The sequence below is a fragment of the Falsibacillus pallidus genome (assembly GCF_050990905.1).
Classification (GTDB): domain Bacteria; phylum Bacillota; class Bacilli; order Bacillales; family DSM-25281; genus Falsibacillus; species Falsibacillus pallidus_A.
This window is the reverse complement of record NZ_CP158866.1, coordinates 1,802,428-1,828,434: the sequence shown is the minus strand read 5'-3', so window position 1 is coordinate 1,828,434 and position 26,007 is coordinate 1,802,428. Positions and strand designations below refer to the sequence as shown.

Below are 26,007 nucleotides of genomic sequence, written 5' to 3'. Positions count from 1 at the left end.
TAACAGAAACCATCAGCACCCCAATTCTCCCTCTCACAGGGTACAAGCCCCCTTATCCTGCATTTTCAAAACATAACTCCCAAAACCGAAAATAATTATAATCTTAAGAATATTAAAATTAGTCAAAAAACTACAAAAAAATGCCCTCAAGGTGCCTGTCACCACCCGATATTTGGCGAATCATGTCGACTATACTCCATAATAAAAGCACCTTCCATTCAAAACTGGAAAAGTGCATCGGCTTTCAAAGTATTATTTACTTCTTTTGTATTTCAATGGAAGCAGCTCACTGATTTTGGTTTTGACGAGCTCTCCATCCACTACTAGTATTACATAGCATTCCGGGGAGTAGTCTGATATAAGTTCACGGCACATGCCGCACGGACTTACAACTCGCAGCTGCTGAACAACTTCGTCAGGTTGCGGATGTCTTACGGCTACAATTGTGTCGAACTCCCTTTCATCCTCAGAAATGGCCTTCCCGATCGCAATGGCTTCAGCGCACACCGTGACCCTGCCGATGTATGCTTCAATATGTACAGCAGAAATCATCTTGCCTTCCTTCGTTCTGATGGCCGCCCCTACGTGGTGTTTGTCCGGCGTAAATAACCGCTTAATTACAGACTCTGCTTCCGCCACGAGCTCCATGTCTTCATTAGTCAATTCAAATGTTTTCATTTTTATGACCTGCTTTCCTAAGAATGATCTCAATATGAGAATGATTGATAAATTATCAAATGGTTCATGCGCGAAACTTTGCTCTTATGCGCCAGCGCCGCCTCTCCCCGAAGACACAGGCTGGAGTTGACAAAATCTAGACGGTAAGCGAAGATTCTGCCCACTTTTAATGGCTGGATGGTCAAATCAAGCGGGAAAAGAGCAAAATTTGACCAGTTGGTTTAAAAAGAGGGGTGAAATCACGGGATTTAGTATGAAAAACACGGGTGGTCAGCATTTTGAATGGGTTCTATGCGCGAAAACCCCTTGGCTATGCGCCGAGCTTGATAGTCAATGCGCCAAAATCATCCCGCTATGCGCCGGAAATCAATCCTATGCGCCGGAACCACGGTTCTATGCGCCAAACTCGCTCAAGGGCTCTACCTCAGTACACTGGGTGGGACACTAAACCTGTCCCCGTGTCCCTGCTATTCTATTCAAAAGAAAGCAACCCTCTCATAAAGCAAGAGGCATTGCTTCCAGTTCACTCTAAAATTCAACACACTAATTAAATTTTCCTGCATGCTTTATCTAAGCTCGTATTACTTCACAGGAATCCAGATTTCTGAGTAATAATCCTCACTATACGCGTCCCCTGCCGGATAAACTTCCAATTCCGGACCTGCGGCATGCTGATACCCGCTGGACGGAAACCATTCCGTAAAAATTTCTTTCCACTTATTCTGGATGGCATTCGGCATGGCTCCATTTACCCCAAACACAGCCCACTTTAACGAAGGTACTTCATAGCTCAAAAATTTCTGAGGGACATCCCCATCGCGTGCGGCTGCGACCCAATAATCCATCTGATTCTCTTCAGGGGCCGCAACACATACCCCAAGGAGCCCTTGGACGGCGCCATTATTAAGCCCAGCTAATTCATCACTGGTCCCATCTTCATTCACTTGCTGCCATAAAAGCGGGATTCCTTTTGTATTTTCTTCATTCATTAATGAAAATCTTTTCTTGACGCCAATCAGTTGAAACGCTTCTTTTTCCACAATCGTATACTGCATCGGTTCTGCCCCTTTCAAATTCACCTGGATGACCAGGCGGTTATAAGATTTCAGCTTCCCAATAAACTTTCTCGCCTCACTCGGTGTGATGCCATGTTGGCGGCGAAATGCCTTGGCAAAAGCTTCGGGAGTGTCGTAGCCATACTTATAGGCGGCATCAATGATTTTAATGTCTGATGTGCAGAGATCCTGAGCAGCCAGCGTCAACCTTCTTCTCCGCAAATATTCCCCTACTGACGTCTCGGTCAAAATCGAAAACGTCCGTTGGAAATGAAACGACGAAGAATTCGCAGCCTTCGAGATCTCTTCAATACTGATATCCTCAAGCAAATGTTCTTCCATAAAATCTAACGCTTTCTGCAGCGACTCCACCCAGCCCATAACTTCTCACCCCTTGTTTTCATACTAACGAAAAAAACTTCCTGCATCCTGTCATTTTCTGCTCTCTCATGTCCTCTATATCATTCGACAAAAACCGGGTCGTCCCTGTCACCGCCCGAAAAATCTTCACACAAAATAAGCGCCCTGAAGGTTTCCCCAGGACGCCTCTTGCGTGACAATTCATTTAATTACTCCTTAATTTCCACCACGAATGGAAACACCCTCACTTTGCCGTCCTGCATAAATTCCGCCCAGATTTTATAGATTCCTGGTTCAATGAATTCCGTTTTAAACACGGGCTTCTTTTCATTAGCAGGATGAACATGCAGATAGTGCTCCCCTTTTTCATCAAGGATGACCACATGCCCTGCCGCTCCTAAGTATGGCTCAAGGCTCGATTCATCCAGATTGAACTTCAATGTGACAGGCGTTCCTGCTTTCGCTGAACTCATTTCCATTACGAGTTTCTTGCCATCAACCGTTTTGGCTAAAATTCCATCAGGTGTCAGCTTATTGTCATGTCCATGGCCGCCTGTGGCAGATCCCACTTGGAATGATTTTGGCGACACGTGGTAGTTCATCTTAAAAGGTTTGATATCCACATAAGCCTTGTAGCTGCCCTCCGGAAACTGAAAGGATGCTTCGTATTCCCCAGCACCAACACGCTCAGGATGAAGGTGATAATATTTATCGAGATGCTCATCCACTATAATAAGATGCATCTTCTTCTCATGGTTGATTTCCAAATGATCCACTGGCTTACCCTGATCGTTCCTTAAAGAAATCCGCATCTTCCCATTCTCATAACCGACCTTCACAAATACATCTCCATAAAGCCCCTGAACTGCACCGTGATCATGGCTGGAGTCCTCCATCCCATCCATACTCTCCATGCTTCCACTGGCCTCCTCACTTTTATGTGAGGTATCATCCGAACCCATCCCCATTTTTCCTCGTCCATCATCCTCTTTAAAATTCGCAGCATAAACAGAGTAGCCTACAACCACAAGAGCCAAATAAAGGACAGCCGCAATCGCCCATTTTTTCATCCACTGACGCCTCTCATTCCAATTATAATTTCACTCTCTGCAGCCTCAACGCATTAAGGACAACCGAAACCGAACTGAATGCCATTGCCGCTCCTGCGAGCCAAGGCGCCAAGAAACCAAGGGCCGCAATCGGGATTCCAAGCGTATTATAGCCAAACGCCCAGAACAGATTTTGCTTGATGTTGCGAATCGTCTTTCTGCTCATCAAAATGGCGTCGGCAATGCTGTTCAAGTCGCCCCTCATCAGCGTGATATCCGCTGCTTCCATTGCGACATCAGCCCCCGTTCCGATGGCCATGCCGATATCAGCAGTAGCCAGTGCAGGGGCGTCATTGATCCCATCTCCAACCATCGCGACTTTTCCGCCGGCTTGCTGAAGCTTCTTGACCTCTTCGGCCTTCCCTTCAGGCAGCACTTCTGCCAGAACGTGTTCAATTCCGACTTGAGACGCGATGGCTCGGGCCGTACGTTCATTATCTCCCGTAATCATGAACACATCGATTCCCATATCCTTTAATCGTGCAATTGCTGCTTTTGATGTTTCTTTCACCGTATCCGCAACCGCCACCATTCCAGCGAATAACCCATCTACTGCTGCCAGCATGGCTGTCTTGCCCTTCAATTCCAGCTCAGCCATAGCATCCTCATAATCGGCAACATCGATTCCATTCTCAGCCATGAGCTTTCGGGTTCCAATCAATAAATTTTTCCCATCCACTTCTGCTTTGATACCATATCCGGGTATCGCTTCAAACGATGCCGCATCTTTTAAAGCAACTCCCCTTTCCTTAATTCCATTTACAATGGCTTCAGCGAGAGGATGCTCGGATTGTCTTTCGGCAGAACCGACCAACTGAAGAAGCAGCGATTCATCCATGCCCTCTGCAGTGAACACATCTGTCAACACCGGCTTCCCATTGGTAACCGTCCCAGTCTTATCTAGGACAACGGTCGTCAATTGATGGGCTCTCTCCAAATGCTCCCCACCTTTAAAGAGGACACCATATTCTGCTGCACGACCTGAGCCCGCCATGATCGAGGTCGGAGTGGCAAGGCCAAGCGCACATGGGCAGGCAATCACTAGAACGGCAATCATTTTTTCCAATGCCGATGAAAAATCGCCGGGATCTGCTGCAAAATACCATATCAAGAATGTAATCACCGCGATGCCGACAACAATCGGGACAAAAATCCCTGAAATTTGGTCGGCCATGCGCTGAATCGGCGCTTTCGAACCTTGAGCTTCTTCAACTACTTTAATGATTTGCGCAAGAGCCGTATCTCTTCCTACTTTTGTTGCTTCCAATTTCAAAAATCCATTTTTATTGATCGTGGCGCCAATGACTTCATCCCCAATGGTCTTATCAACCGGTACACTTTCACCTGTCAGCATCGATTCATCAAGCGCGGATTGCCCTTCGATAATGACGGCATCCACAGGGATTTTCTCACCAGGCTTCACAAGGACAGTATCTCCAACCACGACTTCTTCCAGTGAAATTTCCTGCTCGACGCCATCCCTGACCACTCGAGCCGTCTTCGCTTGAAGCCCCATCAATTTTTTGATTGCTTCAGAGGAACGCCCTTTTGCCCGGGCTTCGAACAATTTACCAAGCAAAATCAATGTGATTAAAATGGCACTTGTTTCGAAATATAAATCTGTCATTTTCATTCCGTCCCCAATGGAGGAAATTGTCAAGTACAGACTGTAAAAATATGCCGCAGACGTCCCGAGTGCCACAAGAACATCCATGTTGGCGCTCTTATTTCTTAATGCTTTATAAGCCCCAATATAAAATTGCTTCCCGATCACAAACTGCACGGGTGTCGCAAGGGCGAACTGGACCCAAGGATTCATCAGCATATCGGGCAGATAAATAAAGGACAGAAAGGAAAAGTGGCTGACCATCGCCCATAAAAGAGGCAAGGAAAGGATAAGAGAAAAGATAAATTTACCCATCTGGCGGTCCATTTCCTCTTTTCTGTAATCCACAGTTTCCGACGTATCCTCATTTTTCCTTTTTGCTTCATATCCCAGCTTCTCCACTTTTTGAATCATATCCTGAACAGTCACTTGGGAAGGATTATACTCAATGGAAGCTGTTTCAAGCGCTAAATTAACGGATGCCGTCTTGATCCCGTCCATCCGGTTCAGCCCTTTTTCAATTCGGGCTGAGCATGCGGCACACGTCATCCCTAAAATGTCGAACTCTATTTTTTCTGACGGGATCTTGTATCCCAACTGTTCCACTTTTTGTTCAAAGTCACTCATCCCAGCAGCTTCAGGATTGTACACCACCCTTGCTTTCTCCAATGCCAGGTTCACATTTGCTTCCTCCACACCGTCCATCCGGCTCAGCCCTTTTTCAATTCGGGCAGAACAGGCTGCACATGTCATACCCGAGATTGGGAACTGCACTTCCTTTGTCGTACCGCTCATTTCAATCATCTCCTATATATGAAAAAAATCAGTTTTCTATTTGATGCATCCATTTTCCCACTTCCAATAGACAAGTTCAAATATGCGGGATTTCCTTTCGTTGTATTTATACTATACCCCCGTATAGTATATGTCAATCCATAACAATCGTTAACTAATGAAAAGTGCTCGCTCCAAGATCAATAAAAAAAGCCCCTCATATATGAGAAGCTCTTCTCCACCTGCTATTATCTTTTGGCCACCTTCGATCCAGCATCCACATGGTTGCATTCCTCAACCGGCTTCAAAGGGTTTCCAAGGTCATCCGTACACCAGGACTGCGATTGGAACGCAAGGAAGATGCTTACCCACTTATCCTTGAATTGCAGCAGGAGACCACCATCCTGATAGGTGCCGTTATCCCTCTCCCACCTGCCTTCATTTCCCTGATTCATATGGATGTCATGGATGCCCTGCCCCGGAACAAACCCAAAGTATCCATCTGCTTTCTTCTCCGGCCCCCATTTGGCGCCGAATGCATAAATAATGGCTTCCCGCTGAAATGCCTCGTTCAAATAGTGATTGATTTGATCATTCAAGTCGTTGTTCGGACCATCCACATCAGGAGGCAGCGCAGTCATCTTAGCGGGATCAAACCAATTCCCTCGGATAAAATCGATGCCGATCGGCGGTTTATTATCGCGAATTGGGGTAAAGCCGTATGGCAGATTCATCAGTTCCTCAGTCTTTTCCGTATCCACCTGTTCGTCCACGTAATAAAGAACATCAGACGGATACCCCTGTGACTTGATATTTACCGCAATCCGATAAGGATTTCCATTCTCCCCATGCACCAAAATCTGATAATGAGGACTTTTATCGCTCCCAGGCAGCGCCCTGACTGGAATCCCCTTCAATACACCGTAGTTATACAATGACATAGCATTTCCTCCTTCATCTCAAATGTTTGATGAAACAAATTCACATACTCTTTAATACCCTTGAATCTGTTTTACAATCACTTCATTTTCAAAATGAATGGTCTCCATCTTTATATCGTTAAAAAGGTTCATATAAATGGAGGACAGGAACAGCAGAAAAAACATAAGTGCTCTAAGGTGCATAGAGTACTTCGTATCCCTTTTATATAGCACTGCTGCATAAACCGTAAAGCAAGCAGCACTGAGAATGATGACATTCCTCCACCTATTGTGAAGATCCGTAATCAACGAACGAAACTCATAAAGTTCAAACTGCTTATCACTGGACAACTTAGCCATATCTATCTGATGAATCGAATGATCATCTGAAAATTGAATGATGGAACCTTGATGAGAAGAATTATACCAATACTTGGTGGGATAATAATGCCACTTATAAAAGATAATGAAGCATACCGTCAGCATCAAAAAATATAAAAATAAAAAATGATTGATCTAAAATGGTACCCCTGTCAAGGACACAATAAAAAAAGAGGTTAAGCAGCTTGAAGATGATTCCTATATTGAATAGGGGTCATCTTTTTTAAATTCCACTGATAACGGTAATTGTTATAGTAAACCATGTAATGATCTATTCTTGATTTCAATTCTTTCAACGTTTTTGCTGTTTTATAATCCACTTCATCCTTCATGTGGCCAAAGAAGGATTCCTGTGGGGCATTGTCCCAACAGTTGCCTCTACGTGACATGGACTGACCCAAGCCGTATTTCTTTAATAACTTTTGGTATCGGGGGCTTGTGTAGTGACTTCCTTGGTCCGAGTGGATAAAGGCGTCTTCATGAAGCGTAACTTTCTTATTGTTCTTCAATTTATGGAGCGTCCTTGTCGCAATGTCCATGGTAATCCGGTCAGATATATGGTAAGCCAGAATTTCATTAGTACAGGCATCTTTCACGGTCGACAAATAGGCCATACTATTACCGTTATATGGCAAGTAAGTGATATCCGTCAGTAACACTTTCCCAGGGATCCCCTGTTTGAAGTCCCGGTTTAATTGGTTCGGGACAACCTGATGCTCCTTCGTTGCTTTAGCGATTTTTTTATAAGGATTTGGCTTTCGATGAGGACAGACGATGTCATATTTCCTCATGATTCTCCGGATCTTTCTACGGCTGAAGATAATGCCATACTCATTCTCTAAAATCATTTTAATGGAGCGTGCGCCTTTCTTATATCCACGCCGGTTAAAGGCCTTTAATATGAGTTCCTTGGCTTCAAGGTCCAGTTTCTCCCTTGCCTCCCGGACAGAGGAAGCATTCAGGTAGCTATAATAACCAGAACGCGAAACCTCTAATAGACTACAGAGATACTTGGTCATCCCCCTAAATCCATTTTGTTCAATGGTCTCCTGAATCAATTGATAAGCCTTATTTGGATGTAGGTTTTCGTTTGCCTCTTGCAGCCTCCTTTCTGTCGTTTCTAGCTTTTTTAACAACTCTACCTGTCCTTCCAACAATTCAATTCTAGCCTTTTGTCTTTCGATTACTTCTGAAGGAGTGAGTTCTCGTTGTAAGGGACGACCGGACGCATTTTTCCTTGAATCTGTCAGTCCAATCAAACCATTTTTTTCATAAGCTTTCTTCCACCTATGGGCTGACTGTTCAATTCGTTTTATTCCAATGACCTCCGCATTAAATCCATTCTCCTCAAAGATCTGGCGAGGAAGTTTGCCAGCCTGATATTCATCAATAAATCTACTTTTAAATTCCTCTGTATAGGTAATAGACTTTTCGCTGACCTGTTGTACATTCGGATTTTTTTGAAGTGTTTTTATCTCTTTAGATGAAAAAGTAATTTTACTCATATGTTGTCTCCTAATCCCCATGTTCTGAAATTAAAGTATATAAAAAATACCTGTAGGCTGAACACTCTTTTTTTTGAGTGTCCTACCTACAGGTACCATTTTAATCCTCAACTCTTTTCTTTCCACAGATCACACTCCTTTATGTAAAAGGGACACCAGCAAAAGCCAATGTCCCCCTTAAATTATTTTACTAGATAGGCATTTTCCAAAAAGGAAACCTCTGCCCCTTCGATATCGCACATCTTAAATCCGGTTTTAAAGCTCTTATCAATCGCCTCTTTGAATTCCTCATTGACATCAGGTGTTATGGATTCAGCCCAGGCAAGCTGCACCCCAAAAATATGGTCGCTCCCCTGTTCAATTGGATTCATGGCCATCCCCTGCTTCAATACATTCATATTGGCATTTGCACATAGGTTTAATAACAAAGTATTGATAATCTTCAATTCTCGTTCAGAAAAATCATGTTGCTCTTTCACAACTTCTACATTTAACATTGAAACATTTTTAGACATTCAATCAACCTTTCAGTATGTTATTCCGATGCATCCTCTACTGATAAGTGATTTGTATTCATATGAATCTCCCCTTTCTCTGTAGTAAACTATTCTCCACCATGGGTGAATTTTCCTTTTTTACTGCAAAAAAATAGCCAAGAGCCTTTGCCCTTAGCTTATCTCCCTGAATTCAGCATCCTTCTAAATTCTATCAAATGATTACGGGACTCATCCCCAAGCTGCTGCAGCACGGCTTTCACATCCGGAGGAAGTCCATCCCTTTCTGCCAGTTTTTCGAACATAACGATATTGTCGATTTCTCCTGAAACAGCCGCTTTATAGGCTTCTTGCAAAGTAGCAGGAGAAGTAGCAGCTGGTACTACAAAATCATCGTGATAAGAAATGTTATATTTATCAACCAACCCACGGAGAAGAACAATATGATTTCCTTCAGATTCTTTCATTTCTCGGAAAAGAGGGATCGTATCATATTTCTCTAAAATTGAATCATAACCAGCTTGAGACCGGTATTCATCCTGCAGTGCTTCTATTATGACCTGTTCCAAATTAGTTTGCCGATCTTCAACAGGCATTACTGGCTTAGCAAAAGCAGATTCTGTAATAAAAAAGCAGACCAAAGCTGCTGAAGTCATAACCCAGCCATTTTTCAAAACAACCATACTGCCACCCCATCCATTTATATTAATTGTAGGATGCAGCATAATTGGAAGAATATGCATATCAATTAAAACTGTTCAATAACAGCTATAATATCCTTCAATACATCAATCGATCCTAAAACATCTCCACTGTATTCTAAATCATGATTTACATTCGGGATGAGCTTTGGCGTGATATTTGTGTTCTCAACAATTTTCATATATCTTTCTTCCCTGTAGCAAGGGTCCTTGTCTCCAATGATGCATAACCCTTCATGCTTGCTGTTGACCATTGCCTCCCAAACATCATCCCGATGAATCAATGGGGTCATCCAAATGGCTTTGGCACCCTGAAAAATCTCCTTATTTAAAACCGAACTCATCGCAATCGTCCCCAATGATTTTCCGATGAAATAAAATTGATCATAGGTATGATTGGTTAATAGTTCATCGAGAACAACATTTACATCCAATTTAATGGCTTTTCCTAGTTCACTAAAATCCTCATAATCCTCGTTATGGTATTGATAATTCACTTGCAGAACATCAAATGATTTATTAGCAAAAACAGCTTTAGCGTAATGAAGAAGGGGTGCCTGTGAAGTATAACCAGACCCTGGCAGGATGATAGCTAAACTCGTTGAACCCTTCTGAAACAGTCTAAAAGGAATCTCCATTTCTTTATATCCTTTTACCGTTAGTTTCTCCACATTTCCCAACCTAATCTCTCCTATTCCGCAAATGTAAAATTTTTCATTTTAACCAACTATACTCTAAATTCTGATTTTTGCAATATCTTCACGCCAAAAAGAGCGCCAATCCCCAAAGGGTTCGGCACTCCATTTTAAATCAAAATCTGTTATTACTTCTTCAATACATCATATTGGCGGATCACTTCTTTTGTTATTTCGCTGTTTTCATCAAGGCCGCTCACTTCTTTGAGCACATAAGCAGGACCGTTTTCTTTAATCATGTTTTGGATTTCAACTGCTTCCGGATCTTCTTGGTTGTCAAATAACAGGGCAGCTGCAATTGCACTAGCCAGGTTGGAATAGGAAAGGCCTGCTTTTTGCGCTTCTGTTGTGGGACGGACCAAACGATCGTCTGGACCTAATTTTCTCTTCGGTGCACGTCCTACGCGTGTCACGCCATCATTCAAGTAGGCGTTTTTGAAGCGTTCGATGTTTTTCTCGATATAGGCATCATGTTCCTCTTTATCCAACCCATATTGCTTCACAAGATAGGCGCCTGTTTCCTTAAGCGTTGCACGGACTTGCTCCGCGATAGCTGGATCCGCCAGCGTTTCATCAATGGTGGTTTTCCCTTGAAGATAGCCAAGGTAAGCGATGACTGCATGTCCGGTATTCACCGTGAATAACTTGCGTTCAATAAATGGAGCCAAATCTTCCACGATCGTCATACCCTCAACGGATGGAATGTCTTCTTTGGACTCGACAACCCATTCGAAATATGGCTCAACCAAAACGTCCAGGGATTCAGAGCTTTGTGCCGGCACGATGCGGTCAACTGCAGAGTTAAAGAAGAAGACTTTCCCCTCCATTTTCGCCTTTACTTCATCAGAAAGCTGCTCCAGAATATGTTTTTTCAAAATATCGGTCGCACCGATCTGGTTTTCGCACGCAATTACGTACAATGGTTCATCGGAATTTTCGATTCTTTTTTCAATCCCTTTTGCCATAAGGGGAGCAATTCTTGGAAGAATGTTCGGACCGATTGCCGTTGTCATGTACACCGCTTGTCCAATGGCTTCGATCACTTCGTCCTCCTGCTTAAGGTTGTTGAGGCCGGAAACATTCGAAATCGTTTCGGATTCATGCTGCTCTGTCGCTAATTTCACTTGATACGTTCCCACTTCATTCAGTTGATTAATGATGTTTTCAGCAATATCGACGAACGTTACGTGATATCCGGATTTGGAGAACAATGCCCCAATAAATCCTCTGCCGATGTTTCCTGCACCAAAATGAACAGCTTGTTTCATATTTATCAATCCTTTATCAAGTTATTTTGCAAATAATCAAGGAATAATTCCTCTAGTTTTTTTAAAATCATCGCCTCATTCGAGGATGAAAAAATCATCATGGAGAGGTTATTTTCAATCAGGCTCGTACTTATCAAGCTTAGGATTTCCTGTTCCCTCTTGCTTAACTCTTCAGGAGCCATCATAAGAAGGAGGCTTTTCATCTCCTGATCTTTTCCATTCATCCCTTTAATGACGACCGGGTGATCCAAGTGGGCTGCTTGAAATACCAGTTTCTCCACATGCACTTCCCTGCAGTGATATAGCCCCATAGGGGTATTCGGAATACCAAGTCCGCCTTTTTGCTCCCTTTCCAGCAGTTTTTGCAGGACAGCCGTCGGATTTGTCAGCAGACCATCCGTTTCAGCCTGGCTAACCATTTCCTCAAGAACCTGAACATGGCTTTCCGCATTCCCCTTTTTATACACACGGAAGTGATCCAAAATAGATTCTATGCTTTGATGGACGTCCTTGATTTCCCCTAGAAGACCTCTTACTTCCCCGGCCCCTTTGCCTGAGGGTTCCTGCTTGGCGGGCTTCAAATACTTGCTTCTCGTTATTTTTTCAATATTATTTTGCAGATAGTCCCGGATGATTCCGATATCCTTTTCGCTTAACAGAGGATTTACCAAGAGGTAGTCCACTTCTGTGAACGGAAGCCTGACGGTGGAAATCACCAGGTCATATCCCGTTAAGCTTGCGGATTGAAAGTCGGCAATGGATAGGATGTCCACAGAATGAATCATCTTCAGCTCTTTTTGAATACGGCTCGCCAGCATTTTGGAAGTCCCAATCCCAGTCGGACAGACAACCACCGCTTTAATCTTTACTTTTTCCTCATTCATTAAAAGGGCCGAGCCAAAATGAAGAACGATATAGGCGATCTCCGCATCAGGAAATTTGATTTCGTGAAATTCTTTTTCCAAACTTTTTTTAACCGCTAAAAACAAGACGGGATATTTTTCTTTTATTTCTTCCGTCAATGGATTGAATAGCTCCATTTGCTGCTGAAGGCGGAAAATGGACGGACCCATGTGGGCAAGCAATCCTTGAAACAAGGAGAAATCGTCCGTTAAATCCACATTCAGATTGTCGGACACATCTTTCACGATATTCTTGATTAAATGACCAAGAAAAATACTGTCTGAATAAACGGCATCCGGCCCCTGAATTTTGGAACCTTTTAATACAACCGACAAGAAATGAATATCGCGGTCCGTTATCGTTACAGGCAATCCTTCATTCAATTCCTTGCTTATTGCTTCCATTATTCGAAACTCACTCGAATTCCGGTTCTCAATATCCTCCATGCCAGTTAACACAAAATGGCCCTTGCTCCTCTGTATGGTCAAACAAACGTAGACGACTAGACCAATGTAGTCATTATCTGCTAAGTTGATCTGTTCTTTGGCCAATTGGCGTTCCACTGCATGATGAACTCTCAACAAATAATCGGGATTAAAATAACCGATGATCGGCTGCTCAAAGGCATGTCCCTTTTGCAAAAGATACAGGCTTTCGATGATGTCTTCATAAAAATAAACAAGAACGAAGCTCGCTAAAGCATGGCGTTTGCTCGCTTCATCTGCTTCCATTTCGACCCCTACTCCCCTTTTCCTGGTGAGGGTGATCTGAAATTTACTTAGCCATTCGGCCAGTTCATCCAAATAAGCTGTCAATGTTGTAACGCTGATGCCGAGTTCATTGGCCAGCACTTGTTGTTTGAATGAAGGCCCCTCATGCAAAAGGGCAATCAATAAATGAAGCTTCCGCTCTTCAGGTGTTTCATCAGTAGGATTCGCTTCCGCCAGCTGTTGAATCAACCGAAAGATATGTTCATTCTTCCCATCGATAAATAACCCTTCATTCGGATTCCGCTTCAGTTCCAGATGATGCTGTTTCAAAATTCCTTCAATGGATTTTAAATTCCGCTGAATGGTACGCCCGCTCACATTTAGATATGCAGAAAGGGAATGGACCGTATGCTTCCCGGATGTTTTGACAATCAATTCAATGATTGCTTTTTCCCTAGATGTAATGAACATACTTTCCACCCCCCCTCTTATTTTTATTAAGTATAGGAACACCTAAACCCGAAAGGCAAGTAAGGAGCCTTTCGGGTTAGGTTTTTAGTTGCTGTTAAGGATATCTTTCAGTTCTTTCGCTGTTTTAGCTTGGACCATTTTATCGACATTCTCCTGTTCAGAACAGATGACTGCGATGCTTGAAAGGATTTCAAGGTGAGTGCCGTCTTTTCCGGCGATGGCAAAGATCAGCTTCGCTTTTTCTCCATTGAAGTCAACGCCGTTGGGCACTTGGACTACGGAGAAACCAGACTTGATGACGGCTTTCTTCGCATCTTCCGTACCGTGTGGAATCGCTACATTGTTGCCCATATAGGTAGTCGTGATTTCTTCACGATCCATCATGGCATCTACATAGCTCTCTTCTACATAGCCGGCTTTCACCAATGCTTCACCTGCAAAACGGATTGCTTCTTCTTTTGTTGTGAATTCTTTGCCTATGAAAATATTTTCCTCAAGCAGCAAGTCGTCATCATGATCCGCCTGCGGTTCTGTTCCGACCGCTTCCGTTTCGGCTGATTCAACCAGTACATCCTGCTCTTCAGTGATGCCGTTTTGAAGGCTTCCAATCAATTTGTCATACTCAGGGCTTGAAAGGAAATTATCTACTGAGATGTGGTAGACATTCGGTAATTTACTCTTCGCACGTGGCGTCAATTCCTCCTGCGTGATGACCACTTGGGCATCATTTGGCAAATTGCTGATGGACGTATTCGTCACGTAAACATCCAACCCTGCTTCCTTCACTTTTTTGCGAAGAAGGGACGCGCCCATGGCACTGGATCCCATACCGGCATCACATGCGAATACGATTTTATTGACTTCATCAGGAAGCTTCCCTTGTGAACCGGCAGTGATTTGACCGGCAACGGAGCTCTTCTTCCCTTTCATTTCCTGCATTTTCTTAGTTGCTTCTTCGATATTTTCATCTTGATTCTTACTGGATTTCAGCACAATCGCCGAAACGATGAAGGAAACAACAGCTGCGACAATAACAGCCGCAAAGTTGGCAACATAAGCCATACCTTCAGGAGGTGTAACAGCTGCAATGGCAATGATGCTTCCCGGTGATGCTGGTGATACCAAACCGCCGCCTAGCATAACAAGTGTGAACACACCGCTCATTCCCCCAAGGATAACGGAGAAGAAAAGCATTGGCTTCATCAATACATATGGGAAGTAGATTTCATGAATCCCTCCAAGGAAATGGATGATGGCAGCACCTGGTGCAGATTGCTTTGCTGTTCCTTTTCCGAATAGCATGAATGCCAGCAATACTCCAAGACCTGGTCCTGGGTTTGCTTCTAATAAGAAGAGTACTGATTTACCTGCATGCTGTACCTGCTCCAATCCGATTGGGGAAAGCACACCATGGTTGATGGCATTGTTCAAAAATAGAATTTTCGCTGGTTCGATCAGAATGCTGGTCAACGGCAAAAGACCTGCGCCAACAAGCCAATCTACTCCTTGAACAAGGAGGTTAGTGAACCCATCGACTGCTGGGCCAACACCCAAGAATGCCAAGATGGCGAGAATTCCGCCCAGGATCCCTGCTGAAAAGTTGTTGACGAGCATCTCAAATCCTGCACGAACTTTTCCTTCGATTAATTTATCAAATTTCTTTATCACGTAGGCACCTAATGGCCCCATGACCATCGCACCCAAGAACATCGGAGTATCAGGCGCACCGACAATGACTCCCATTGTCGCAATGGCACCGACTACTCCCCCGCGCTGATCGTGAACAAGCTTACCACCTGTATACCCAATAAGAAGCGGCAGAAGGTAAGTAACCATTGGCCCGACCAATTTGGCAAGGCTTTCATTTGGGAAGAACCCAGTGGGAATAAATAATGCCGTAATCAAGCCCCAAGCGATAAATGCCCCAATATTAGGAAGCACCATCGAGCTTAAGAAGTTACCGAATTTCTGTATTTTAACTTTAACAGTTGATTGTTCCACGGTTCCTCTTCCTTTCTTAAAAAATTCATCATAATGTCACACTTTTAATGATAGGGCATGCAGCCAAACGAAAACAAGAACGATGAAAACTAACTTTGTCACACATGTCGCGACAAACCTATTGTTTCTCTAATGCATATGGTTATGCCATTTTTCTTCCTTTAAAAATTCAGATCGTCCACTGGATTCTCTCATCAAATTTTCATTATTATTTGATATAATGTAGTCTTGTTTTAACTCGACTTTTTAAGCAATCGGAGGAACCAGATGTTTAGCCAATCCTTTTTACAATTAAATACGATATTCATCAGCATCTTGATCGAGGCGCTTCCATTTGTACTTGTCGGCGTCATCATTTCAAGCGTTCTTCAAATGTTTGTCACCGAAGAAATGGTTGCCAAAATCATTCCGAAGAATCGGTTTCTATCCGTTCTGTTTGCCACGACTCTCGGTGCACTCTTCCCGGGGTGTGAGTGCGGAATTGTCCCAGTGACAAGAAGGCTTATCGCAAAAGGGGTGCCGCTGCATTCAGCCATCGCTTTTATGCTGACTGGTCCGGTCATCAACCCGATCGTTTTATTTTCTACCTATGTAGCATTCGGGAATAGCTGGACCATGGTTTGGTATAGAGGTGGAATCTCTTTTCTAGTTGCCCTGCTTGTCGGTGCGATTCTTTCTTTGCAGTTCAAGGATTCCCAGTTAAAAGAAGAATTCCACTCCCACCACCATCACCATGGAAGCGGAATTTGGGGTAAAATCAAAGGAACGCTGCAGCATACAATCGATGAATTCTTTTCCGTAGGGAAGTTCCTCGTATTGGGTGCATTTGTCGCCGCAGCGATGCAGACGTATGTCAAAACAAGCACGCTGACATCTCTCGGACATGGGGAATATTCATCTTCCATTGTCATGATGGCTTTAACGTATGTTCTTTCATTATGTTCGGAAGCAGATGCATTTATCGCATCCTCCTTCAGAAGCACGTTCTCTACGACAGCACTTGTCGCGTTTCTCGTTTTCGGTCCGATGTTTGATATCAAAAATACACTCATGCTTCTTGGAGTCTTCAAGAAAAAATTCGTTATGTATTTATTCTTATATGTAAGCATATTGGTATTTGTCTTATCGATTCTGATCGTACACTAATCATTTGAAAGGAGAATGGAAAAAGCATGCTTCGATTTCTCGTCCTGCTCGGATTCTCATTTGTCTTCCTGCAGCTTCATGCTACAGGCAACATCTCAAAATATATTAATATGAAGTATTCCTATATATCCTTTTTGACCATTTTCCTTCTTTTTTTCCTGACCATTATGCAGCTTTATTTCTATTGGAAAGAAGGCAGTGATAAAGAAAAGGAAAAAGAATCAGGCAGCAGCTGCAGCCACGTCGATGACTGCGGATGCGGACACGACCACTCCCATGAAAGAAAGGGATGGAAATACTGGATTGCTTTCCCGATCCTTATCTTCCCGGTCCTGACATATCTATTCCTTCCGATCGCCACGCTTGACTCGAATATCGTCAAGGCGAAAGGATACCATTTTGACGTATACAATGACGGAGATCCCTATTCCCAGCATCAATTCCTCGAACCAGACACCAGCACATACTACGGTTCTGAGGGATACTATGAAAGAATGGATAAATACTTAAAAAAATATGCGAGCAAAGATACCGTCAAGCTCACGGATGCCAATTACCTTGAAGCCATGGAAACCATCTATAAAAATCCCGGCGATTTTATGGGAAAAACCATTCAATTCCACGGATTTGCATTCAATGATAAAGAACTGAAAAAGAATCAGCTCTTCGTCTTCCGCTTCGGCATCATTCACTGTGTCGCGGACTCCGGTGTATTCGGGATGCTCGTCGAATTCCCTGATGACATGGACATCAAAGACGACGAATGGATCCAAGTCAAAGGAACCATGACAACCGAGTACTTCCAGCCATACAAAAAGACCATCCCGGTCCTAAAAGTAACCAACGTAGAAAAAATCGGCAAACCCGCCGATCCATACGTCTACAACAACTACAAATAGGGACATGGGGACAGGTGAACTGTGCCCCCATATTCGGACAGTATAAAAAAAGAGCCTAGGCTGCTAATAAGTGACTCCGGTATTGAACCGGGGTCATTTTATTTAAGCCCCATTGATAACGATGGTGATTATATTCTTCTATTACCCGATCCACTTCCTTGCGGACTTCCCTTAAATTCTTACATGATTTGTACTCTGCCCAATCCTTGAAGTGTCCAAAGAAACTCTCCATTGGGGCATTGTCCCAACAGTTCCCTTTGCGTGACATTGATTGGGTTAATCCAAGCGACTTCACCCTTTGTTGGAATTGGGGATTAGTATAATGAACTCCCTGATCGGAGTGTAAGATGGCTTCTGAGTGAAAGGTTTTCCCTATTGCCATCTTTAATTTTTTTAGGGTTTTATAAACGATATCCATTCCCAAGGAGGAGGATAGATGATAAGCGACAATTTCCTTCGTCGCACCGTCCTTCACACATGATAAATATGCTTTTTGTCCCTTCCCATAATAAAGATACGTAATATCGGTTAGGAGTACTTTGCCTGGTTCATTTTGATTGAATTCACGATTCAACAGGTTCGGACAGGTGTGGTGTTCGATTGTTGCCTTAGACATTTTCCGATAAGGGTTAGCTCTTCTAATCGTTGTAATTAGATGATATTTAGCCATTAGTCGTCTGATCTTCTTATGATTCATGACGGTTGAATGGTCATTCTCCATTGTCATTTTAATCTGAAGAGCACCAGCTTTTTTATCTTTCTTCTCAAAAATTTCTTTAATTAAAACGATATCTACTTCATCTTGTTCTTCCCGTTTCGCACGCTTAGGAGCAGCGTTCACCCAATCGTAATAACCACTTCTGCTTACTCCTGCTAGTTCACACAAATAGGTAACAGCTCTCTGTAACCCGTGTTTTTGGACCGTTTGATCAATCAGATAAAACTTTTCGGACTTTCTTAATATCGTTTCTTCTTCAACGCCTGCCTTTCTAGAACCTCTAGCTTTTTTAAGAACTCGTTTTCTGCTTCCAGGAATTTAATTCTTGCCTCTGCTTTCTTCAATTGTTCTTCAGGGGAGAGGGGTTTTGAAGATGATCGACCAACGTTTCCTTTCCCTCTGCGTTCCGTAAGGAATCCTTCCTCACCATAACGCTCAAATGTTTTCTTCCAGCGGTGGAGACACCGTTTTGGCAGATCCTTTCCAATCATTTCAAGGTCAATACCGTGTTCAATAAAGATTTGTGAGGGGATCTTCCCGTTGAGATATTGCTTGACCGCGATTATTTTAAACGTAGGGCTGTAGGAAACCATGTGTTCAGAAACATTTGTGATATTCGGATTCTTCTTCAGTTCTTTCCTCTCAAATTCACTATAAAGCTTCTTCTTCATATTAAAAACCTCCGTCCATTTCATTAATTCTATTGAAACACAAAAAGCCCCGGATAAGGGGCCCTTTTTTATCAGTGTCCGTTATCCGGGGTATAGTTCACAGGTTCCTCGTCCCACCAAAAAGGAAGGATAGATACCAACCTACCCTTCCTTTATTATTGTTTTATTGAATATAAAGAGGACGAGGAACCTGTCCCCACCCCACAAAACTTTAGTTTTTAAATCAAACTATTTATTGGTTAACTACAGTTTTTAACATTTCATAATACATATCATCATTTTCCATTTCTGCAGGGTTATGAATGACTGCCAAGATATTCGGCCGGTCACCTTCTGAAGGGATTAATATAGTAGTAATAGCGACTCCGTCTTCAGGCTCAGAGAAATAAACAGAAGCTTTCTCTAACCCATCATAGTTCATACCATTTTTCCGTAATGTTTTATCCTTGTCTAAATTGCTTTCAATCGCTGCAAAATCTGCTGAACTTAATTTCTTAAGTGTCATATAGCTTCGATCATTACTTGAAAATGAAATGAAATCTTGGTTTTCAGCACCCATTTTCACGTTGTATCCATCAAATATATAGAAGTTTATTGGCTGGGCATGACTTTTATATAGCTGTGCATGTACTTTTTCTTCCATTCCTTCACGAGTAACCGTAATAATTTTCGATTCTGCTTGTGGAGTAACTTTAGCAGGATCGGAAGGATTTTCCGAAGTCGCATCCTCTTCTGGTTTGGCTGTTTCAGTATTTGAATTTTTTTCAGCAACTACTCCTGAATTATCATTTGACTCTCTTTGATTTTCTGTCGTACTTGAAGTATTGCAGGCGGACAAAAGGCCAAAACAGAGACAAACCATTGTTAGAACAACATAAATCTTCATTACTTTTTCACCCCTTTTTCATGAAAGACGTATAACATCCACATTTGGTTACAGGGACATAGGGACAGGTTCCTCGTCCCACGCCAAATAGGAAGGATAGATACCAATTTACCCTCCCTTTATTTATGACTTAATGAATATTAGGAGGACGAGGAACCTGTCCCGTAACCATCAGCTTCCACTAACAAGAAGCTGCTACAGCATATGCATAATCACACTGAAAAAATCGACCATTCAAGTCCGTCAACATATGATAAACTCAGTATGTACAAAGGCAGCTTTTAAAGAATTTTTATTATTGAAGTGTTGAACTTGAATTCTTAGAAGGTTTTCTGAATATGATGGGCATCAGGATAAGGAGGAAAATTAATTGGCGATCTTAACTTTTTTACTCATTGGCTGGGTCTTAAGCTGGTTTAAATTTAATGAGTTATTCATTCAAGCATTTAAAGAACTGTTTAAATTAGACATCACCAAAGCGAGCTATTATTTTGTATTCTTTTGCATCGGTTTTTTAGGTGACATTATCCTGTTTTTCAAAGGAACCTACGAAATTATTTTGCTGAATCCCTAAAAATGCTAAGGCAGGACTTCTAAATAAATGGAAGTCCTGCCTTTCCTAAATTTCTAACTGGTCCAACACCATTAATAGAAAGAAAATCAACAAATGTACCACCGCTAAAATACCAAGAAAACTACCCTCTAAATCAATAATTTGATAAGCAATTGGAAACAAGACCACTTCGAGTCCGAAGATAATTATATTAATGCCCACTCTCGCAGCTAATCTTTTCTCGTTTTTAGGGACAAAAACCTCATTATTACCAGCAATGAATGATGTCTTCCCTTTTTTCTTAACTGAAAATCCAACAAAAATAATAAGCAAGCCGCCAATGATCACGGCCAAAGAAATGGCTAACATAACCTCTTTCCTCCAATTATTAGTTTATGGAATTGGTATCTTACATTTAAATTATGCAGCACCTTTCTTAATCCTCCACACCATCTTCCAAGAATGTAATGGTGCCTTTAGTGGCATCAAGGTTTGCTTTTATCCCGATCGGAAAAACGTGCGAAGGAAAAGTGTGGCCAATGTCTACATTTGCAAGAATAGGAATATTGATATCACCAATTACTTCGATGAGCAATTCCTCAAACGTAAATGGGGAATCCAAATCATTGAAATGTTCATGCTTTCCTATGATCAATCCGGCAATTTCATCAAAAACACCATTCACTTTCAACATACTTAATGAACGTTCTTGGATCGCCATGTCCTTAAATGAATCTTCAATAAACAGGATGGCTCCTTTTAATTTCGGAAAATACTCTGATCCAATGAATCCAGACATCGTATTTAAATTTCCGCCAATCAATAAGCCCGTAGAGTTTCCACCGCGAATCGTTTTCCATCCTTCATTAAGGATCATCTTCTTTTCTCTATCCTGGGAATTCCAATCAATCATTTCCTCAGTCCACTCAGAGGGGACTTCGAGGCTGAAAGGAGCTTTCTTCTTTAACATCACAATGTTTTCAAAAAAATCTTTCCCCTTTGGCAGCATCTCAGGAAATTCTCCAAAAGAAGGAACAACAGCTGGACCATAGAAAGTGGTTAACCCAGTTTTGGCGTAGATTCCTAATAACAAAGCTGTGACATCACTATACCCCATGATGATTTTCGGCTTCTTCATTAAATGGCGGTAGTCAATATAAGGAAGAAGCGAATTTGAATTCGAGCCTCCGATGGTACTGATAATTGCTTTGACATCATCGTTATAAATCAGCTCATTGATTTCGTCTGCCCTTGCCTGAATGGAACTTGAACGATATGATTGCATCTCTTTTGAGCAGGACCCCTCGATAATTTTCAATCCCATATTCTCTAATTGCTTTATTCCTCTTATGTATCTTTCCTTAAAAAGTGCTGGAGCTGGAGCCGATGGAGTGATGATTCCAACAGTCTCTCCCCTTTTCAAAACATTCGCTTTCACCATAAAATAAATACCTCGCAGAAATCACATTTCTTTTACAAATCAATACTCTTGCCATTAAAATAAATATCTCTTGCCTACTCCACTTCAATTACAGAATTGCAGCTCTCATACTCTTAGCCTAAATTCTCTTTATCGGCATACATAAATAAATTACAATTTCCCTACCAATATTTGTTGAATTTTAGTTAAATAGAAATCATTATAAATTATTCTATCTCCCATTATCATGCTTTATAAGCTGGTGATTTGATGATTGGCCATATTACCTCCTAAGACACCAATAAAATTCCAGGATTCTTCCAAGGTAATAATAGTTATAGCATGAGATGATGAACTGCCCCAACAATGTACATATATAATCCGATGAAGGATAAAATGATCCCCAAAATAAATGTCCAAGGATTATCTTCTTTTTCTTTATCAATAGTCCCAATTGTAAATATTGCAATTGTCAAAGTAATAATAGGGAAAATAACAAATCGGGGACCAAATGCGAAAGAAATACCCCCAAAAATAAGCACAATAAGTCCGTAGGGATTTACCGTTTTGATTTTTCTGATATATTCTTTCTCCACATCTGAAAAACCTTCATCATCATATTGATAAATTACCTGCTTGAATTTATTTAGAAAGTTAATTAAATTTTTATAAATTGAAGAATACCCCTGAATCATCAATTCCCCCCTGTTCATACCGGCTAAAACTCTCACGAAAAAATTCAATCGTTTTCCTCCATGAATCAGCGCTGGCTCTAGCCGTCGCTTCTTTCTGTTTACCATTAAAAAACACGTAGGGAATCCCAATCGAATGACCGGCATCCGGGTAAATGAGATGATTATAGGATTCTTTAAAACTGTGATTATTCAACCTCTCAATAGCCTTTTTAGAGAATGCCAGGGTAACATCTTCTTCACCTGAGATAAGTAAAATTGGGCCATTAATGTTTTCAACATGAATCGTAGCCTTATCAACTATGACTGGGTCCGCAGTTAATGCCTTGTACCATTTCGCTATTGGATCCCCTGTTCTATTCTGAGCCATTGCGCGGCATTCCATTGCAGCTTGAATTGGATTGAAAGGGGCCGCATATGGAACTGGCTCCCCTTTATATAGCCAAGCTGGAGGCAGCGTTTCTTCCTCTGTCCAAGGAACGATGCCACTGAATAAAATGGAGGACCCGTTCAATGAAACAACTGCTTTAATGTCATGAAAAAAGCTGGCAGAAAGCAGCGCAAGTTCACTTCCCCGTGAAACCCCGTGTATTCCTAACCAACCTTTTTGGGCTTCCGGACACTTTTTAATCCATTCAATCGCTGTTTCAATATACTCAAGTGGTATTTCAACTAGACTCTGGGGCAAATGGTCGATTCCAAAGTAGGCAAGGACTAAGACCGTAAACCCATGCGAAGCTAATAAACTTCCTTGGAACTCATTTAAGCCTCCACCTGAACCGCCTAACATAATTACTGCTGGTCGCGGCTGGCCATCCTTGTTTGAAAACAGTGTGGCGATAAGCCCATTTTCTCTAATTGATTTTCTTAAAATGTTATCAGCTTTCCATAGACGTTCAATTTGTATTTCGTTCACTACTTGCTCATCGACTACAAGGGAGAGAGTAAAAATTTGTGGCGGCAGTGTTTCTGAAGATGAATTTGAAGTCAATTTCTCGTTCTTTTCTACAATTTTGCTTACTTCAAGAGACCAAAATAGTCCCATTCCGTCAGTGCATGAATAGGTACCACTTATTGGTGCTTGTATGTTTAAATCAACCTGCCCCTTATCATCTGAGATAAAAGTGGCATTGGAGGAAAAATGAAAGATTCTCTCTCCTTCCACTACTCTATGTGCCTTAATTGTTACCTCTATTTGTGGTTCAACATCAAAAATCATTATGTTAATTGGTGAATCTACTAATGAAGTCATCCTATCCACTCGTATCCAAGGTTTTTTTCCGACCATTAAATAACCACCTCACCTTTTGGTAACTAGTTATTATTCAAATAGAAAAGTTTATAGATGAGATTTTATAAGAAAAATTAGTGAGCCGTATCATTTTTGATAGGACATCAGTGAATCATATAAAATCTTTTCATCGGAAAGCAATTCTTTTAAATTCTTTCTTCTTCTATCCAAATGAATACCCCACATACCAATTATTTCAGCACCTTCAACATTTTCAATCTTATCGTCTATAAAGATACTTTCTTCAGGTGTTGCTCCCATTTGATTTAGAGATGTATAATAAATACCTTTACATGGTTTCTCTTCATTCACATTTGCTGATAAAATAATAGCCTTAAAATATTTGCGAATACCTAACCTGTCGAAAATCCAGTCCATACTAGGCATAGCGTTCGAAATGACAGCCAGATCATATTTTGTTATTAATCTTTCAAGCACTTCTTTCACTTCTGAAAAAAGCTCGCAATGACCTGCATAATGTGCAAAATGAAGTAATTCATTTGTTAATTCTACTTCTCCAAGTTCTTCCGCAATGATTCCATAGAAATACCTATAATATTTTTCTTCTTCATACCAAGAGGTAATAAAGGGAGGTTTTATATGTTTTGCCTTTGCAATTGCCAAATCAATTTTTGCTGAGTGGTAACCCCTTTCGATCAATAAATTTTTTATTCTCTCATCCCCTTTAATTGGAGTATCAAAAAGCACTCCACCTGCATCAAAAAAAATTGTCTTTATCTTGTTACTCAAGTAATAACCTCCCCAAAATAAGAAGTTTCAGATATATTACTCATGGAAAAACTCATCTCTCAGGATACTCATCCGCAAACGGTCAACATACTCCCCATTTCTAAACCGATCTTGTCTGAGAACCCCTTCATCAGCATATCCCATTTTCTTATAAGACCTAATCGCCTTATCATTATCAATCTCCACCCTCAGCCAAATCTTATTTAGGTCGAGATGTGTAAATGCCCAATTCAGCATTTCATTCATAGCCGACAGCCCGTATCCTTTTCCCCAATAGTTCTTATCTCCAATCGCGATGCCAAGTTCAGCGTGTTTATTCAACCGATCGATATTCTTCAAGTCTATCCACCCAATGTGTTTACCATCTTCGTCAAGAATAGCTTTTTGCTCATACCCATTCGTCTTATTGATGCACATTTCAATCCAGGTTAAAGTTTCTTCTTTACTAAAGGGCGGATATTTATCGGGCATATTCAGATGTTTGGTTACTTCTTTGTCCAAACACCATTGATAGCGATCATCTGTATCTTCTACTGATAAATCTCTTAAATATACTTTAGGTAATTGGACTGTTTTCACTCCGCTCTCCCCCTATTTTTAAATCCGATTCGTTCCACAATAGTCGGCAATAATTCTTTCAATTCTTCAAAATTCTTTATTACATAATCAGCTTCAGCAAGTTCTTCTTCACGGGCAAAATCAAAATGACACCCTACAGAAATCAATCTCATCCATTCATCCACTTTAGCCGACTTTCCTTTTTTACTCGAAATTTACTTAACTCTACTCTCAAATTATCCTCCATTAAATTACTTCTCCCAAAGCTCAATACGCCTGCCTAGCGGATCTTCAATCCAAGCAAACTTCCCATATTCACTCACGGTCTTTTCCATCTCATAAGGAACGCCTAATTTTTCTAAATGATTAATACTTTCTTCCATATTCTCCACTTGAAAATTTAACATCACTTGCTGTTCTGCTGGAAAATAGGTATCTTCATCAGGAAAAAAGGAAAAAATCGTTTGGTTGCCTGGCTGTGGAGTAATGATGGATCCATTCCATTCTTCGAAATCAATTTTCAGTACATCCCCATACCATTTTTTAATTTCTTCCAGATTACTTGTCCTCATAAAAACGCCGCCAAAACCTTTAATTTTCATAAAAATCGCCTTCCCATCCTATATTTTTTTTATAACCAAATCTACAATAAAAACCAAGATAGTTGCAATGACAATATCAAATATGATCCATTTTCTCTTTTGCTTATAATCAGAATCCAAAAAATAGCGGAACAAGTAGAACACAGTAATGCATGCCAGTAAATCAATAAATCCCATCAGGTACTCCCTT

The 26,007-nt window shown here is 41.5% G+C and carries 26 protein-coding genes; 3 read left to right on the top strand and 23 right to left on the bottom strand.

What is annotated here, in order from left to right; genetic code table 11:
• Positions 1 to 252: 252 nt before the first annotated feature.
• From ABTV07_RS09615 to ABTV07_RS09555, 13 genes are all read right to left on the bottom strand, one after another.
• Entirely contained in the window at positions 253 to 678 is a 426-nt protein-coding gene (locus tag ABTV07_RS09615) for a cytidine deaminase (protein ID WP_433750524.1), read from the bottom strand.
• A 581-nt stretch (positions 679 to 1,259) separates the two neighbouring features.
• Positions 1,260 to 2,114, bottom strand: a complete 855-nt coding sequence (locus ABTV07_RS09610) for an AraC family transcriptional regulator (RefSeq protein ID WP_433750522.1) — start codon at positions 2,112 to 2,114, stop codon at positions 1,260 to 1,262.
• A 188-nt stretch (positions 2,115 to 2,302) separates the two neighbouring features.
• The gene (locus ABTV07_RS09605) at positions 2,303 to 3,163 is read right to left on the bottom strand and encodes a hypothetical protein (RefSeq protein ID WP_433750519.1); all 861 of its coding nucleotides are present in this window, start codon (positions 3,161 to 3,163) and stop codon (positions 2,303 to 2,305) included.
• A gap of 22 nt (positions 3,164 to 3,185) precedes the next feature.
• Positions 3,186 to 5,603, bottom strand: coding sequence for a heavy metal translocating P-type ATPase (locus ABTV07_RS09600; RefSeq protein ID WP_433750517.1), 2,418 nt, complete (start codon positions 5,601 to 5,603; stop codon positions 3,186 to 3,188).
• 227 nt (positions 5,604 to 5,830) lie between these two features.
• On the bottom strand, positions 5,831 to 6,523 hold the full coding sequence (locus ABTV07_RS09595; RefSeq protein ID WP_433750515.1) for a DUF2278 family protein: 693 nt from the start codon (positions 6,521 to 6,523) through the stop codon (positions 5,831 to 5,833).
• 51 nt (positions 6,524 to 6,574) lie between these two features.
• A complete protein-coding gene (locus tag ABTV07_RS09590; protein ID WP_433750514.1) occupies positions 6,575 to 6,862 on the bottom strand; it encodes a hypothetical protein in 288 nt (95 codons plus the stop codon).
• A 197-nt stretch (positions 6,863 to 7,059) separates the two neighbouring features.
• Entirely contained in the window at positions 7,060 to 8,388 is a 1,329-nt protein-coding gene (locus ABTV07_RS09585) for an IS3 family transposase (RefSeq protein WP_433742493.1), read from the bottom strand.
• Between the two features lie 182 nt (positions 8,389 to 8,570).
• Positions 8,571 to 8,903 (bottom strand): hypothetical protein, encoded by a 333-nt coding sequence (locus tag ABTV07_RS09580; protein ID WP_433750511.1) that lies wholly within the window; start codon positions 8,901 to 8,903, stop codon positions 8,571 to 8,573.
• 158 nt (positions 8,904 to 9,061) lie between these two features.
• Positions 9,062 to 9,565 (bottom strand): ferritin-like domain-containing protein, encoded by a 504-nt coding sequence (locus tag ABTV07_RS09575; protein WP_433750509.1) that lies wholly within the window; start codon positions 9,563 to 9,565, stop codon positions 9,062 to 9,064.
• Between the two features lie 65 nt (positions 9,566 to 9,630).
• Entirely contained in the window at positions 9,631 to 10,254 is a 624-nt protein-coding gene (locus ABTV07_RS09570; RefSeq protein WP_433751172.1) for an alpha/beta hydrolase, read from the bottom strand.
• A gap of 152 nt (positions 10,255 to 10,406) precedes the next feature.
• Positions 10,407 to 11,546, bottom strand: a complete 1,140-nt coding sequence (locus ABTV07_RS09565; RefSeq protein WP_433750508.1) for a mannitol-1-phosphate 5-dehydrogenase — start codon at positions 11,544 to 11,546, stop codon at positions 10,407 to 10,409.
• Between the two features lie 5 nt (positions 11,547 to 11,551).
• Positions 11,552 to 13,630 (bottom strand): BglG family transcription antiterminator, encoded by a 2,079-nt coding sequence (locus tag ABTV07_RS09560; RefSeq protein ID WP_433750505.1) that lies wholly within the window; start codon positions 13,628 to 13,630, stop codon positions 11,552 to 11,554.
• A gap of 84 nt (positions 13,631 to 13,714) precedes the next feature.
• On the bottom strand, positions 13,715 to 15,631 hold the full coding sequence (locus ABTV07_RS09555; protein ID WP_433750503.1) for a PTS mannitol transporter subunit IICBA: 1,917 nt from the start codon (positions 15,629 to 15,631) through the stop codon (positions 13,715 to 13,717).
• Between the two features lie 267 nt (positions 15,632 to 15,898).
• Between ABTV07_RS09555 and ABTV07_RS09550 the strand changes: the two genes are divergently transcribed.
• The gene (locus tag ABTV07_RS09550; RefSeq protein ID WP_433750500.1) at positions 15,899 to 16,777 is read left to right on the top strand and encodes a permease; all 879 of its coding nucleotides are present in this window, start codon (positions 15,899 to 15,901) and stop codon (positions 16,775 to 16,777) included.
• Positions 16,778 to 16,803: 26 nt separating this feature from the next.
• Complete coding sequence (locus ABTV07_RS09545) at positions 16,804 to 17,676, top strand: TIGR03943 family putative permease subunit (protein WP_433750498.1); 873 nt, start codon at positions 16,804 to 16,806, stop codon at positions 17,674 to 17,676.
• Positions 17,677 to 17,731: 55 nt separating this feature from the next.
• On the opposite strand, the gene ABTV07_RS09540 is transcribed toward ABTV07_RS09545, so the two are convergent.
• Both ABTV07_RS09540 and ABTV07_RS09535 read right to left on the bottom strand, forming a co-directional pair.
• A protein-coding gene (locus ABTV07_RS09540) for an IS3 family transposase (RefSeq protein ID WP_433745820.1) occupies positions 17,732 to 19,065 on the bottom strand; the annotation gives its coding sequence in 2 pieces (ribosomal slippage) (positions 17,732 to 18,696 and positions 18,696 to 19,065; 1,335 coding nt in all).
• A 232-nt stretch (positions 19,066 to 19,297) separates the two neighbouring features.
• Positions 19,298 to 19,951 carry a hypothetical protein gene (locus ABTV07_RS09535; RefSeq protein WP_433750495.1) on the bottom strand — a complete coding sequence of 218 codons (654 nt, stop codon included), beginning with the start codon at positions 19,949 to 19,951 and terminating at the stop codon, positions 19,298 to 19,300.
• 370 nt (positions 19,952 to 20,321) lie between these two features.
• Here ABTV07_RS09535 and ABTV07_RS09530 point away from each other — a divergent pair, with 370 nt between their 5' ends.
• Positions 20,322 to 20,525 (top strand): hypothetical protein, encoded by a 204-nt coding sequence (locus ABTV07_RS09530; protein ID WP_433750492.1) that lies wholly within the window; start codon positions 20,322 to 20,324, stop codon positions 20,523 to 20,525.
• 45 nt (positions 20,526 to 20,570) lie between these two features.
• Here ABTV07_RS09530 and ABTV07_RS09525 read toward each other — a convergent pair whose 3' ends face one another.
• The 8 genes from ABTV07_RS09525 to ABTV07_RS09490 all read right to left on the bottom strand — a co-directional run bounded on the left by ABTV07_RS09525 (position 20,571) and on the right by ABTV07_RS09490 (position 25,817).
• Entirely contained in the window at positions 20,571 to 20,873 is a 303-nt protein-coding gene (locus ABTV07_RS09525) for a hypothetical protein (protein ID WP_433750489.1), read from the bottom strand.
• A 67-nt stretch (positions 20,874 to 20,940) separates the two neighbouring features.
• Entirely contained in the window at positions 20,941 to 21,945 is a 1,005-nt protein-coding gene (locus ABTV07_RS09520; RefSeq protein ID WP_433750486.1) for a S66 family peptidase, read from the bottom strand.
• A gap of 314 nt (positions 21,946 to 22,259) precedes the next feature.
• Positions 22,260 to 22,619, bottom strand: a complete 360-nt coding sequence (locus ABTV07_RS09515; RefSeq protein WP_433750483.1) for a cell division protein FtsK — start codon at positions 22,617 to 22,619, stop codon at positions 22,260 to 22,262.
• The gene (locus ABTV07_RS09510) at positions 22,591 to 23,904 is read right to left on the bottom strand and encodes an acyl-CoA thioesterase/bile acid-CoA:amino acid N-acyltransferase family protein (RefSeq protein ID WP_433750481.1); all 1,314 of its coding nucleotides are present in this window, start codon (positions 23,902 to 23,904) and stop codon (positions 22,591 to 22,593) included. Before ABTV07_RS09510 ends, ABTV07_RS09515 begins: the two co-directional genes overlap by 29 nt.
• A 90-nt stretch (positions 23,905 to 23,994) precedes the next feature.
• Entirely contained in the window at positions 23,995 to 24,657 is a 663-nt protein-coding gene (locus ABTV07_RS09505) for an HAD family hydrolase (RefSeq protein WP_433750478.1), read from the bottom strand.
• Positions 24,658 to 24,693: 36 nt separating this feature from the next.
• A complete protein-coding gene (locus ABTV07_RS09500; RefSeq protein WP_433750476.1) occupies positions 24,694 to 25,236 on the bottom strand; it encodes a GNAT family N-acetyltransferase in 543 nt (180 codons plus the stop codon).
• Entirely contained in the window at positions 25,233 to 25,388 is a 156-nt protein-coding gene (locus tag ABTV07_RS09495) for a hypothetical protein (protein WP_433750473.1), read from the bottom strand. Before ABTV07_RS09495 ends, ABTV07_RS09500 begins: the two co-directional genes overlap by 4 nt.
• Before the next feature lie 78 nt (positions 25,389 to 25,466).
• A complete protein-coding gene (locus ABTV07_RS09490; protein ID WP_433750471.1) occupies positions 25,467 to 25,817 on the bottom strand; it encodes a VOC family protein in 351 nt (116 codons plus the stop codon).
• Between the last annotated feature and the right edge of the window lie 190 nt (positions 25,818 to 26,007).